The organism is Rhodopila sp. (assembly GCF_035548235.1).
Lineage (GTDB): Bacteria > Pseudomonadota > Alphaproteobacteria > Acetobacterales > Acetobacteraceae > Rhodopila.
The window spans coordinates 19126-30142 of sequence record NZ_DASZTJ010000117.1 but is presented as its reverse complement, the minus strand read 5'-3'; the positions used below and the strand labels follow the sequence as shown (position 1 = coordinate 30142).

General features: G+C 67.3%; 16 protein-coding genes and 1 other RNA gene. 14 read left to right on the top strand and 3 right to left on the bottom strand.

From position 1 onward, the window contains the following. Entirely contained in the window at positions 1-2055 is a 2055-nt protein-coding gene (gene parE, locus VHB27_RS10315) for a DNA topoisomerase IV subunit B (protein ID WP_325599958.1), read from the bottom strand. Positions 2056-2123: 68 nt separating this feature from the next. Beyond that, positions 2124-2434: a transfer-messenger RNA gene (gene ssrA / locus VHB27_RS10310) on the bottom strand. Positions 2435-2542: 108 nt separating this feature from the next. On the opposite strand from ssrA, the gene VHB27_RS10305 reads away from it, so the two are divergent. From VHB27_RS10305 to VHB27_RS10265, 9 genes are all read left to right on the top strand, one after another. Next, positions 2543-2776 carry a hypothetical protein gene (locus VHB27_RS10305; RefSeq protein ID WP_325599956.1) on the top strand — a complete coding sequence of 78 codons (234 nt, stop codon included), beginning with the start codon at positions 2543-2545 and terminating at the stop codon, positions 2774-2776. Positions 2777-2782: 6 nt separating this feature from the next. Continuing rightward, positions 2783-3472, top strand: coding sequence for a nucleotidyl transferase AbiEii/AbiGii toxin family protein (locus tag VHB27_RS10300; RefSeq protein ID WP_325599954.1), 690 nt, complete (start codon positions 2783-2785; stop codon positions 3470-3472). Positions 3473-3617: 145 nt separating this feature from the next. Then, positions 3618-4550: a ribose-phosphate pyrophosphokinase gene (locus tag VHB27_RS10295; protein ID WP_325599952.1), complete on the top strand. Its 933-nt coding sequence runs from the start codon at positions 3618-3620 to the stop codon at positions 4548-4550. A gap of 126 nt (positions 4551-4676) precedes the next feature. After that, complete coding sequence (locus tag VHB27_RS10290; protein ID WP_325599950.1) at positions 4677-5621, top strand: co-chaperone YbbN; 945 nt, start codon at positions 4677-4679, stop codon at positions 5619-5621. Next, positions 5622-6281 carry an LON peptidase substrate-binding domain-containing protein gene (locus tag VHB27_RS10285; RefSeq protein WP_325599948.1) on the top strand — a complete coding sequence of 220 codons (660 nt, stop codon included), beginning with the start codon at positions 5622-5624 and terminating at the stop codon, positions 6279-6281. 4 nt (positions 6282-6285) lie between these two features. Next, a complete protein-coding gene (locus VHB27_RS10280; protein ID WP_325599946.1) occupies positions 6286-6495 on the top strand; it encodes a Trm112 family protein in 210 nt (69 codons plus the stop codon). Then, positions 6495-6851: a DUF971 domain-containing protein gene (locus VHB27_RS10275; protein ID WP_325599944.1), complete on the top strand. Its 357-nt coding sequence runs from the start codon at positions 6495-6497 to the stop codon at positions 6849-6851. Before VHB27_RS10280 ends, VHB27_RS10275 begins: the two co-directional genes overlap by 1 nt. A gap of 3 nt (positions 6852-6854) precedes the next feature. Beyond that, positions 6855-7412 carry a Smr/MutS family protein gene (locus VHB27_RS10270; RefSeq protein ID WP_325599942.1) on the top strand — a complete coding sequence of 186 codons (558 nt, stop codon included), beginning with the start codon at positions 6855-6857 and terminating at the stop codon, positions 7410-7412. Next, positions 7409-7855: a helix-turn-helix domain-containing protein gene (locus VHB27_RS10265; RefSeq protein ID WP_325599940.1), complete on the top strand. Its 447-nt coding sequence runs from the start codon at positions 7409-7411 to the stop codon at positions 7853-7855. The genes VHB27_RS10270 and VHB27_RS10265 overlap by 4 nt, the downstream gene beginning before the upstream one ends. A 30-nt stretch (positions 7856-7885) precedes the next feature. On the opposite strand, the gene VHB27_RS10260 is transcribed toward VHB27_RS10265, so the two are convergent. After that, the gene (locus tag VHB27_RS10260) at positions 7886-8254 is read right to left on the bottom strand and encodes a nuclear transport factor 2 family protein (RefSeq protein WP_325599938.1); all 369 of its coding nucleotides are present in this window, start codon (positions 8252-8254) and stop codon (positions 7886-7888) included. Positions 8255-8378: 124 nt separating this feature from the next. Here VHB27_RS10260 and VHB27_RS10255 point away from each other — a divergent pair, with 124 nt between their 5' ends. From VHB27_RS10255 to VHB27_RS10235, 5 genes are all read left to right on the top strand, one after another. Beyond that, on the top strand, positions 8379-8975 hold the full coding sequence (locus VHB27_RS10255; protein WP_325599936.1) for a carbonic anhydrase: 597 nt from the start codon (positions 8379-8381) through the stop codon (positions 8973-8975). Positions 8976-9106: 131 nt separating this feature from the next. Next, positions 9107-9241, top strand: a complete 135-nt coding sequence (locus tag VHB27_RS10250; RefSeq protein WP_325599934.1) for a hypothetical protein — start codon at positions 9107-9109, stop codon at positions 9239-9241. 219 nt (positions 9242-9460) lie between these two features. Next, a complete protein-coding gene (locus VHB27_RS10245; RefSeq protein WP_325599932.1) occupies positions 9461-9595 on the top strand; it encodes a hypothetical protein in 135 nt (44 codons plus the stop codon). 208 nt (positions 9596-9803) lie between these two features. Next, the gene (locus VHB27_RS10240; protein ID WP_325599930.1) at positions 9804-9938 is read left to right on the top strand and encodes a hypothetical protein; all 135 of its coding nucleotides are present in this window, start codon (positions 9804-9806) and stop codon (positions 9936-9938) included. Between the two features lie 215 nt (positions 9939-10153). Then, a complete protein-coding gene (locus VHB27_RS10235) occupies positions 10154-10957 on the top strand; it encodes a glucose 1-dehydrogenase (RefSeq protein ID WP_325599928.1) in 804 nt (267 codons plus the stop codon). Positions 10958-11017 lie beyond the last annotated feature (60 nt).

The window sequence follows — 11017 nt, the reverse complement described above, 5'->3', positions numbered from 1 at the left end:
TCAGACGTCGACTTCCTGCACCAGCCGCGCATTCTCCTGGATGAACGCGAACCGCAGCTCCGGCCGCCGGCCCATCAGGCTTTCGACACGCTCCGCCGTCGCCGCGCGTTCCTCGGGTAGCGCGACCACTTTCAGCAGCGTGCGCTTCGCCGGGTCCATCGTGGTTTCCTTCAACTGCGCCGGCGGCATCTCGCCCAGGCCTTTGAAGCGGCTGACCTCGACCTTGCTGTTGGCCTTGAAGTCGCGCCTGATCTTCCGCTCCCGGTCGGCGTCGTCCATCGCATAGACCGATTTCGCGCCTTGCGTCAGGCGGTACAGCGGCGGCTGCGCCAGGTAGACATGGCCGTGGCGCACCAGGTCCGGCAGTTCGCGGTAGAAGAACGTCATCAGCAGCGACGCGATATGCGCCCCGTCGACGTCCGCGTCCGTCATGATGATGATGCGGCCATAGCGCAGCTTGCCCCGGTCGAACCGGTCGCCGACGCCGCAGCCCAGGGCCTCGATCAGGTCCTTCAGCTCCTGGTTCTGCCGTAGCTTGTCGGCCGAGGCGCTGGCGACGTTCAGGATCTTGCCGCGCAGGGGCAGGATCGCCTGGGTCTCGCGGTTGCGCGCCTGCTTCGCCGAACCGCCGGCGCTGTCGCCTTCGACCAGGAAGATTTCCGTCTCGGCCGCGTTCTCCCGCGTGCAGTCGGTCAGCTTCCCGGGCAGGCGCAGCCTTCGCGTCGGGGATTTCCGAGCGGTGTCCTTGTTCTCCTTGCGGCGGATGCGCTCCTCGGCGCGCTCGATGACGAAGGACAGCAGGTTGTCGGCCGAGGCGGGATCGCCCGCCAGGAAATGGTCGAACCGGTCGCGCAGCGCGCCTTCCACCAGGCGGGACGCTTCGGGGCTGCTCAGTTTTTCCTTGGTCTGGCCCTGGAACTGCGGCTCGCGGATGAACAGCGAGAGTTTCGCCGCCACCGGGTCCAGCACGTCGTCGGCGGTGATCTGCGCGGCCTTCTTGTTGCCCCGATGCTCACCCCAGGCGCGCAGGCCGCGCACCAGGGCGGACCGGAACCCGTTCTCATGCGTGCCGCCTTGCGGGGTCGGGACCGTGTTGCAGTAGGAATGGAGGAACCCGTCCCCCTCCTCCAGCCACGACACCGCCCACTCGATCTTGCCGGCCGAGGAATCGGGCAACGCCGCCTCGCCATGCCAGATCTGCGGCAGCACGCGGGGCGCTTCGCCGATATCGGCCTGCAGGCTGTCGCGCAGGCCGCCGGGGAAATGCAGCACGGCCTCGGCCGGGACGTCGTCCTTGCCCGCTTTCAGCAGGTCGGGGGCGCAGGACCACCGGATCTCGACCCCGCGGAACAGGTACGCCTTGGACCGGCACAGCCGGTACAGCCGGGCCGGGGCGAAGGCCAGGCTGCCGAAGATCTCCGGATCGGGCTTGAAGCGGATGGAGGTGCCGCGGCGGTTGTGCACCGGCCCGGCGTTCACCAGCTTCGAGGCCGGCTTGCCGCGGGCGTAACCCTGCTTCCACAGCACGCGGTCGCGCGCCACCTCGACCTGCATCACCTCGGCCAGCGCGTTGACCACGGAACTGCCGACGCCGTGCAGGCCGCCGGAGGTCGCATAAGCCTTGCCGCCGAACTTGCCGCCCGAGTGCAGCGTCGTGAGGATCACTTCCAGCGCGCTCAGGTTCTTGAATTTCGGGTGCGGGTCGACCGGGATGCCGCGGCCGTTGTCGCGGATGGTGATGAAGTTGCCGGTCTCCAGCGCCACGTCGATGAAGGTCGCGTGGCCGGCGACCGCTTCGTCCATCGCGTTGTCGAGGATTTCCGACGCCAGGTGGTGCATCGCCGTCTCGTCGGTGCCGCCGATATACATGCCGGGGCGTTTGCGGACGGGTTCGAGGCCTTCCAGGACCTCGATATCCTTGGCGGAGTAGTCGGAGCCGTCGCGCCGGACGAGGTCGAGTTCCGTCTTCCGCGCACCCGGATTGGGTTTCGCGGCAGGCTTCGCGGCAGGCTTTTCCGCCGGTTTGTCCGGTTTTGACCCGAAGAGGTCGTTCATGCTGTGTTCCCAAGTCTGAACGGCACCCTACAGGGTGATTCCGGTTTTTCGCAACAGGCAGGCGGGAGAGTGGGGGGCTTCTGTTGCCCGGTGCCCCCCGAACCGCGCCTATCGCTTATGCAGCGACGGCGAGCGCCTCATTGTCATTGGCACTTGTAGATTGACCCGATAACGGCGGTATCATGCCGGGCAAAAGGCGGGTCTTTACCACGCGTGTCGAGCCTGTTTCACCCCCATGCGCCGTCCGGAAGGACGGAATTGGTGGAGGTGCCGGGCACTGCCCCCGGGTCCACAACGCTTATTCCACGCGCCGTTTATCACCATAGTCAGCAAGCTGACGCCGCCAGATGTAAGCCCCTGGCCGATCCGGTTCAAGCCCGGTTCCCGAAGGGCGGCCCCCGGTTTGAATGGCCCTGCCAGGCAGAGCGTGATCCGGCGGACGCTTTCCGTCCCTTGATGCCCTTGGTATTCCCTTGATGGCCTTGGTATGCTGCCGGCCATGGTGGCGACCGACCCCGTCATTCCCGCCGCGTTCCCGGAGCTTGCGCGCCTGGCATGGAACCGCGACCCGTCCCGTCCCATATCCAGCGCCGAGGCGTTCAACCTGTACGAATTGAACTGGCGGCACGTCGACCGGACGGCACTGACGCCCGAGGAGCAGGCGCTGATCCGGGCATTGGCGGATCGATACGGGCGCGGTCATCTGCTGACCCAGAAGTGACGAGCGATGTTCCGGCGTCCCGAACATCAGGCTGTCGCCGTCGCCTTGAAGGCCATGAACCATGACTGGCTGACGGCGTGCCGCTGCTGGTTCGGCGGCGGGACCGAGATCGTGCTCGACCTTGACGAATACCGGCTGAGCAAGGACATCGATTTCCTCTGTTCGGACCCGGACGGCTACCGAAAGCTCCGCCTCGCCGCCGCTTCCGGCGACGTCGGGGCTTTTTTCGCCCGCGACGTCGCACTGGACCGGCCGTTCCGCTCCGACCAGCACGGCATCCGCGCGGTCATTCGCGTGGGCGCCCTTCCGATTCGCTTCGAGATCGTGCGCGAGGCCCGTGTCACCCTCGATGGCCGCCCCGACCCGCAACTCGGCGTGCCGCGCTTGTCGGCCGCCGACCGTGTCGCGGAGAAGCTGCTCGCCAATGCCGATCACTGTCAGGACTCATCGACGCAGTTCCGTGACGCGGCGGATCTGGGCATGCTGGCGTTGCGTCTGGGTACCTTCCCCGCCGAAGCGATCGCCAAGGCTCGCTACGCATACGGCGATGACATCGACCAGAAGCTCGCATGGGTATTGACGGCCCTGATGGACCCTGGCCGCCTAGCGGCGACGGCTGCCGGATTGGGCATGGATGCCGCCACCCTGGACGCCGCCATCGCCGCCTTGCGGCGGGAAGCCCGTCGCGCGACGTAAGGGGGGTTCGACAACGGCGATCATGGGATGCCCGTTCGCGGCTGCAACCCGGTCCATGTTAATGGACATGTCACATCACCGTTGCTAGAAGCCCGGCGTTCCCGGCACTTTGACCGGTTCCGGCATCCATGAGCGGTCCTTGCGCATGAAGATCGTTGCCTGCAACAGCAACCGGCCGCTGGCCGAGGACGTCTCCCGTATCCTGGAGGTGCCCCTGACCAAGGCCTCGATCCGCCGCTTCGCGGACATGGAAGTCTTCGTCGAGATCCAGGAAAACGTGCGCGGACAGGACGTGTTCGTCATCCAGCCCACCTCGTTCCCCGCCAACGACAACCTGATGGAGCTGCTGATCACGCTGGACGCGCTGCGCCGCTCCTCAGCCCGCCGCCTGACGGCCGTCATCCCCTATTTCGGCTATGCGCGGCAGGACCGCAAATCGGCGTCGCGCACGCCGATTTCCGCCAAGCTGGTCGCCAACCTGATCACCGAGGCCGGCGCGAACCGGGTCCTCACCATGGACCTTCACGCCGGCCAGATTCAGGGCTTCTTCGATATTCCCGTGGACAACCTGATCGCCGCCCCTCTGTTCAGCCGCGACATCCAGGAGCGGTTCGCCGGCCGCGACGTCATCATCGTCTCCCCGGATGTCGGCGGCGTGGTCCGGGCACGGGCGATCGCGACGCGGCTGAACTGCGACCTCGCGATCATCGACAAGCGCCGTGAACGCGCCGGCGTGTCCGAAGTGATGAACGTCATCGGCGACGTCGCCGGCCGCGACTGCATCCTGGTCGACGACCTCGTGGATTCCGGCGGCACCCACTGCAACGCCGCCGACGCCCTGATCAAGCGCGGCGCCCGGTCGGCCAGCGCCTATGTCACCCATGGCGTGCTCTCGGGCGGCGCCGTCGCCCGCATCGGCGGATCGTCCATCGAAACGATGACGATCACCGACTCGATCATGCCGACCGTCGAGGTCAAGGCCTGCCCGAACATCCGCACCCTGACCATCGCCCCCCTCCTGGCCGAGGCGATGCGCCGGATCAATGACGAGACCTCTGTCAGCTCGCTGTTCGACTGAGGGTCCCTTCCCCTCTGGACTTTGGGACCATCAGGGGCACATACAGGCGACACAGAACGGTGACGGGCGGTCCGTTCCGCGGTCGGGCCGTCACCGCGAACGACGACAGACCAGGAAACACGACGCATGGACAACATTATCGGCCAGACGCCGGCCCACGGGGGCGGTGATGGCGCCGCCGCCAACATGATCGTGGACGGCGATCAGAAGACCTTCATGCAGGACGTGATCGAGGCGTCGCGCCAGCTCCCCGTCCTGGTGGATTTCTGGGCGACCTGGTGCGGCCCCTGCAAGACGCTGACGCCGACGCTCGAAAAGGTCGTCAAGGCCGCCGGCGGACGGGTCAAGCTGGTCAAGATCGACATCGACGCCAACCAGGCCCTGGTGCGCCAGCTCGCCCAGCTTGGCCTGCCGCTGCAATCCGTCCCCACCGTCGCCGCCTTCTGGCAGGGCCAGGTCGCCGACCTCTTCCAGGGCGCCCAGCCGGAATCCGAAGTGAAGCGCTTCGTCGAGACCTTGCTGAAAGCGGCCGGCGGGTCGATGCCCTCCGCCGACCTGCTGGCCGAGGCCAAGACCGCCATGGAAACCGGCGACGCCCAGGCCGCCGGCGAGCTCTACAGCGCCCTGCTGGGCGAGGAGCCCGAGAACCCGGAAGCCTGGGGCGGCCTGATCCGCGCGCTGATGGCCCTGGGGCGGGAGGACGACGCCGAACACGCGCTGACCCAGGTGCCGGAAAAGATCGCCGAACATGCCGAGATCTCCGGCGCCCGCAGCGCCCTGACGCTGGCCAAGGAAGGCCGGGCGGCGCGGGACCAGATGGCGGGGCTGGAACAGCGCCTCGCCGCGAACCCGGCCGACCACGAGGCGCGGTACGACATGGCCACCGCGCTGAACGCCATGGGCAAGCGCGAGGAAGCCGCCGAGGCGCTGCTGGAGATCATCCGCCGCCAGCGCGGCTGGAATGAGGACGCGGCCCGCCTGCAGTTGCTCAAATTCTTCGAAGCCTGGGGCTCCGACGAACCCGCCACCTCCACCGCGCGGCGTCGCCTGTCGGCGCTCCTGTTCAGTTGAATGGGACCCTTCCATCCCAAATTCGAAGACCTCCCCACCGAGTTCGCCGTCTTCCCGCTGACCGGCGCGCTGCTGCTGCCGCGCGGCAAGCTGCCGCTGAACATCTTCGAGCCGCGCTACCTGGCGATGACGCTGGACTCGCTCGCAGCCGGGCGGATGTTCGCGATGATCCAGCCCGACCCGACCGCCCCGGACGCCGAGGGCGGTCACGGGCTGTATCGCATCGGCTGCCTGGGCCGCCTGTCGTCGTTCAGCGAAACCGATGACGGCCGCCTGCTGATCACCCTGACCGGGCTGATCCGCTTCACCATCGGGGCGGAATTGGCCATGCGCAACGGCTACCGCAGGGTGCGCGCCGATTTCAGCGCGTTCACCGCCGACCTGGGGGAACCGCGGCCGGCGATGTTCGATCGCGACGCCATGCTGACCGCGCTGCGCACCTATTTCGCCCATCGCGGCGTGGAAGCGAACTGGGACGCGATCCGGCGCATGGACGACAATACGCTTGTCGTGACGCTGGCCATGGCGTGCCCGTTCGAACCGGCGGAGAAACAGGCGCTGCTGGAGGCGCACAGCGAAACCGATCGCGCGGCGACGCTGCTGGCACTGCTGCAGATGGGCGCGGCCGGCCCCGACACGCCGGCCGGCCCCGTGAGTTGACGCCATGAGCGAATCGAAATCCCCCGAAGCCCCGCCCCATCCCCCCGTCGATCCGCGGCTGCTGGAGATCCTGGTGTGCCCCGTCACCAAGGGGCCGCTGGAATATGACCGGGACGCGAACGAATTGATCAGCCGCAAGGCCGGCCTCGCCTTCCCCATCCGCGACGGCATCCCCATCATGCTGGCCGAAGAGGCTCGGCCTATCGAAACTTGATGGCGACGCCCACGGAAATTCGATTGGATCGCGCGGCGAAGGTGCTGCATGTTTCGTTCGATGACGGAACGGAATTTGCGCTGCCGGCGGAATATCTGCGCGTCGAATCACCCAGCGCCGAGGTGCAGGGGCACCATCCCGGACAGAAGCAGATCGTGGCCGGGCGGCGCCATGTCGGTATCATTGGCATCGAACCGGTCGGTCATTACGCCGTGCGGCTGATCTTCGACGACCTGCACGATACCGGTATTTACGCTTGGGACTACCTGCACGAGATGGGGCGGGACCAGGACCGCAAATGGGCCGCCTATCTCGCGGCGCTGGCCGAGCGGGGACTGTCCCGCGAGCCTGGTTGACCGATGCCGCCCCGGCAGCGGCGCCTGACCGACTCCGATCAGGCGCTGTGGGCCCATTATACGCGCCAGGTCGCGCCCCTGCCCCATCGCGCGCCCCAGCCCCATCGCACGCCCCCGCCGTCACCTCCGCCCCAGGCTGAACCACCGGCGGTCGCCCCGCCCCGGACGCCGCGCGTCGCCGCCGCAGCGCCGGGCAAGCCGCGCAAGCCCGCCGGCCCGGCCTTGTCGGTGGGAACGCAGCCGGCCGGGCTGGACAGCGGCACCTGGAACCGGTTCCGCGGCGGCAAGCTCGCCGTCGCCCGCACGCTCGACCTGCACGGCATGACCGCGCAGCGCGCCTTCCACGCCCTGATCGCCTTCCTGCGCGCCGCCCATGCCGACCAGGTGCGGGTCGTCGAGATCGTCACCGGCCGCGGCAGCGGCGAAACCGGCGGGGTGATCCGGCGGGAGCTTCCCTTCTGGCTCAATCTGCCCGAGATTCGGCCGATGATCCTGGGAGCCACCCATCCCCACGCGCTGAACCCCGGTTCGGTGCGGCTGATCCTGCGGCGCATCCGATGACCCCGTTCGGCGCCCGGCTGCGCGGCCTGCGCGCCGCCCGCGGCATCACGCTGCGGCAACTGGCGGAAACGCTGCAAGTCTCCGCCGCCTACCTGTCCGCGCTGGAACACGGCCGCCGCGGCGCGCCCAGCCAGGGCCTGGTGCACCAGGTGAACGAGTTCTTCGGCCTGATCTGGGACGAAGCCGAGGAACTGTCGCAACTCGCGCGCCTGTCCAATCCCCGCGTGACGGTCAACACGGCCGGGCTGACGCCGGAGCAGACGGCACTGGCCAACCGGCTGGCACAGGTCATCCACCGCTTGTCGCCGGAAACCGTGGCGGCGCTGCACGCCGTGCTCGACACCGCACCGCGACAGTCGAAGCCCCGGCTGCGCCGCACGGCCCATTCGACCCGCCGCTCCTCGGGGCTTCACGCAAGCCTTCCCTCGGATATCCCCGGATAGCCCTTCGGGTGCCGAACGCCGCCGATCCGATCAGGACTTCGTGCTTTGCCAGGCGACCATCTGCCAGCCGCCGGTCCGGTGTGTCCAGACATCGGTGAAGCGCACGGTGAAGGACAGCGCCTTGCCGCCGGAATTGACCTTGATCGCCGCCGATCCGGTCAGCACCACGGTGGAACCCAGGTCCTGCGCGACGACGTCGGACGGCTCGACCGAGGCATAGACGGTGGCCCCCGATTCCATCGCGCCGATCAGGCTGCTCTTGGTGTCCATGCGCGCCGAGGAATGTGTGTAGACAAGATCGTCGCCCAGCAGCTTGTTCAGCATGGCGACGTCCTTCGCGCCCATGGCCGCCATGCGCTGACGGTCCAGATCGATGACGAGGCGTGCGTTGTCGCTCATGGCCGGATGCTCCCTGTGGGTTATGGGTCCAGGTGGGTTATGCGTCCAGGCTAGCCGCAACGGCATGGCCTGTCGAACCGGCGGCGGACGTGGTTATTCTGGGACAGGCCGCAAGGATGGGGACATGATCGAGCAGTTGAAGGAAAACAACCGCGCTTGGGCGGCCCGCAAGATCGCGGCGGACGCCGATTTCTTCAAACGGCTGGTCGGTCAGCAGGCGCCCGAGTACCTGTGGATCGGCTGCGCCGATTCCCGCGTGCCGGCCAACGAGATCGTCGACCTGGACCCTGGCGAATTGTTTGTTCATCGCAACGTCGCCAACCTGGCGCCGCCGCAGGACGCCAACTACCTCTCGGTCCTGCAGTTCGCCGTCGATGTGCTGAAGGTCAAGCACGTCATCGTCGTCGGCCACTACGGCTGTGGCGGCATCGCCGCCGCTGTCGACGGCAAGCGGCGCGGCCTGGTCGATCACTGGCTGCACCCGATCCGGGAGGTCTATGCCGAAAATCGCGAGGCACTGCTTGCCATTCCCGATTGGACGGCGCGCATGAACCGGCTGTGCGAGCTGAACGTCATGCGCCAGGTCCGCAACGTCGCCTCGGACGTGTTCGTGCAGGACGCCTGGGGCCGCGGCCAGAGCCTGAGCGTGCATGGCTGGGTCTATTCGCTGGCCAATGGGCTGGTGACGGACCTGGACGTGACGATCTGCGGCGCCGACTGAGGCTGCCATCCATTTCACCGTTTTTCGCATAGATATGATGCCGATCCACCAAATTATCGCGCCGCACGCGGAGACCTATATGGGTGCCATCGAGACCGGATGAGCAGTCCGGCAAGATGATGGAGCCTCAAATGAAAAACCTGTTCTTCGCCGCCCTCGCGGCCCTGAGTTTCGCGGCCGCCGTCCTCCCCGCCGAGGCGGCCACCCCCGCCGGCCTGCACAATGCGACCGTCATGCAGCAGACCGGCGCTTACGGCGGCGACTGATCGGATCGTGGCCTGAGGTGAGCAAGGGGCCGGTGTCGCCGGCCCCTTCCGCGTCTCCGGGCCGCTGCAGCGTGGAGCCCGTCCGCCGGCTCGGTCTTATTCCATCTGCTCGATGCATGGATATGATCCGAAAGTCAGCCGTTATCTCCACCGATGCAGGTGTCCATATCAGCGTCGTCAAGACCGGCGGTCCTGCCGGACTAGATGATGGAGAGTAAAATGAGAAACCTGTTCTTCGCGGCTCTTGCAGCGCTGGGCCTCGTGGCCACTGTTCTGCCGGCCGCGGCGGCCACTTCGGGCGACTTGAGCGCCGCCACCACAATGCAGCAGACGGGCGCCTATGGCGGCGACTGAGCCGCCGGCTGCCTGAGCTGACAAGAGGGCCGGATTTTCCAATCTTTTCCGACCCTTCCGTCCAGCAATCGAAGCGCTATCCCCGCAGCGATTTCATCGCCGGACGCATAGATATCTTGTTCGTTCGCGACGTTATCCTCCCGGGTCCTACAACCATATAGACGCCGTCGACGCGGGCTTGTTCCCGCCGAGATTCATGGAGAGAAAGATGAAGAACCTGTTTTTGGCGGCCATCGCCGCCCTGGGCCTTGCTGCCGCGGTTGTCCCGGCTCATGCCAGCACACCGGGCGACCTGGGCGCCGCGACCACGATGCAGCAGACCGGCGCCTACGGCGGCGACTAAGCCGCCGCTCGGTCACATCACCAAAAAGGCCGGCTCCTGCCGGCCTTTTTTCTGTACGCGCGTTTCATGGCCTGCAGGCATCGCGTGCATACGCCGATCACGACATCATGTCCGTCGCGGCGTCGGGCGGCCGAACGGCCGGTGAAGGATTTGCCCCGCCGGCCGCAGCCCCATAAGGTCGGGGTGCAAACCAAGAACCATGACGGAGGAAACGGATGAACAGCCTCAAGGGCAAGGTCGCCCTGATCTCGGGCGCCGCGCGCGGCATCGGCGGCCAGACCGCCCGGCTCATGGCCCAGGCCGGCGCCAGCGTCGTGGTGGGCGACGTGCTGGACGATCGCGGCCATGACACCGTCGCGGCCATCACCGCCGCCGGGGGCAAGGCACAATACGTCCACCTCGACGTCAGCCGCGAGGAGGACTGGATCGCCGCCGTCAACCGCGCGACCGGGACCTTTGGAAAACTGGACATCCTGGTGAACAATGCAGGCGTGTTCGTCGGCAAGGGGATCGAAGAGGTCTCGCTGGCCGAGTGGAACCGGCTGGTGACGGTGAACATGACCGGCGTCTTCCTCGGCACCCGGTTCGCCGCCCAGGCCCTGCGGGAAGCCGGACGGTCCAGCGAGCATGGCAGCGCCATCGTCAACCTCGCGTCGATCGCCGGCCTGGTCGGGTCTCAACTCGACCCGCTGTATTCGATGACCAAGGGCGGCGTGACGCTGTTCACCAAGTCGTCGGCGCTGGAGTTCGCGCGGAAGGGCTATCGGATCCGCGTCAACTCGATCCATCCGGGCGTAATCCAGACCGACATGGGCGAGCAGACCTTCGTCGCGCGCGCGAGCCGGACCGGCAGCAACGACACCGGCCCGGCGCGGCAGGTCGCCACCGACGCGGTGCCCTGGGGCCGGCTGGGCGTCCCGCTGGATATCGCCAAGGGGATCGTGTTCCTGGCCTCGGACGACGCCGGCTACATGACGGGGTCGGGGCTGGTGGTGGATGGCGGGATGACCGCGATGTAGGCCGCTTCCGACAGGAGCGGGCAACCCAACGTGATGACCCGGTCAAGCCGGGCCATGACC

Bases quoted from the DNA above. Each gene is read 5' to 3' on its own strand.
- parE (WP_325599958.1), bottom strand. From the start codon at position 2,055: ATGAACGACCTCTTCGGGTCAAAACCGGACAAACCGGCGGAAAAGCCT.
- VHB27_RS10305 (WP_325599956.1), top strand. From the start codon at position 2,543: ATGCTGCCGGCCATGGTGGCGACCGACCCCGTCATTCCCGCCGCGTTC.
- VHB27_RS10300 (WP_325599954.1), top strand. From the start codon at position 2,783: ATGTTCCGGCGTCCCGAACATCAGGCTGTCGCCGTCGCCTTGAAGGCC.
- VHB27_RS10295 (WP_325599952.1), top strand. From the start codon at position 3,618: ATGAAGATCGTTGCCTGCAACAGCAACCGGCCGCTGGCCGAGGACGTC.
- VHB27_RS10290 (WP_325599950.1), top strand. From the start codon at position 4,677: ATGGACAACATTATCGGCCAGACGCCGGCCCACGGGGGCGGTGATGGC.
- VHB27_RS10285 (WP_325599948.1), top strand. From the start codon at position 5,622: ATGGGACCCTTCCATCCCAAATTCGAAGACCTCCCCACCGAGTTCGCC.
- VHB27_RS10280 (WP_325599946.1), top strand. From the start codon at position 6,286: ATGAGCGAATCGAAATCCCCCGAAGCCCCGCCCCATCCCCCCGTCGAT.
- VHB27_RS10275 (WP_325599944.1), top strand. From the start codon at position 6,495: ATGGCGACGCCCACGGAAATTCGATTGGATCGCGCGGCGAAGGTGCTG.
- VHB27_RS10270 (WP_325599942.1), top strand. From the start codon at position 6,855: ATGCCGCCCCGGCAGCGGCGCCTGACCGACTCCGATCAGGCGCTGTGG.
- VHB27_RS10265 (WP_325599940.1), top strand. From the start codon at position 7,409: ATGACCCCGTTCGGCGCCCGGCTGCGCGGCCTGCGCGCCGCCCGCGGC.
- VHB27_RS10260 (WP_325599938.1), bottom strand. From the start codon at position 8,254: ATGAGCGACAACGCACGCCTCGTCATCGATCTGGACCGTCAGCGCATG.
- VHB27_RS10255 (WP_325599936.1), top strand. From the start codon at position 8,379: ATGATCGAGCAGTTGAAGGAAAACAACCGCGCTTGGGCGGCCCGCAAG.
- VHB27_RS10250 (WP_325599934.1), top strand. From the start codon at position 9,107: ATGAAAAACCTGTTCTTCGCCGCCCTCGCGGCCCTGAGTTTCGCGGCC.
- VHB27_RS10245 (WP_325599932.1), top strand. From the start codon at position 9,461: ATGAGAAACCTGTTCTTCGCGGCTCTTGCAGCGCTGGGCCTCGTGGCC.
- VHB27_RS10240 (WP_325599930.1), top strand. From the start codon at position 9,804: ATGAAGAACCTGTTTTTGGCGGCCATCGCCGCCCTGGGCCTTGCTGCC.
- VHB27_RS10235 (WP_325599928.1), top strand. From the start codon at position 10,154: ATGAACAGCCTCAAGGGCAAGGTCGCCCTGATCTCGGGCGCCGCGCGC.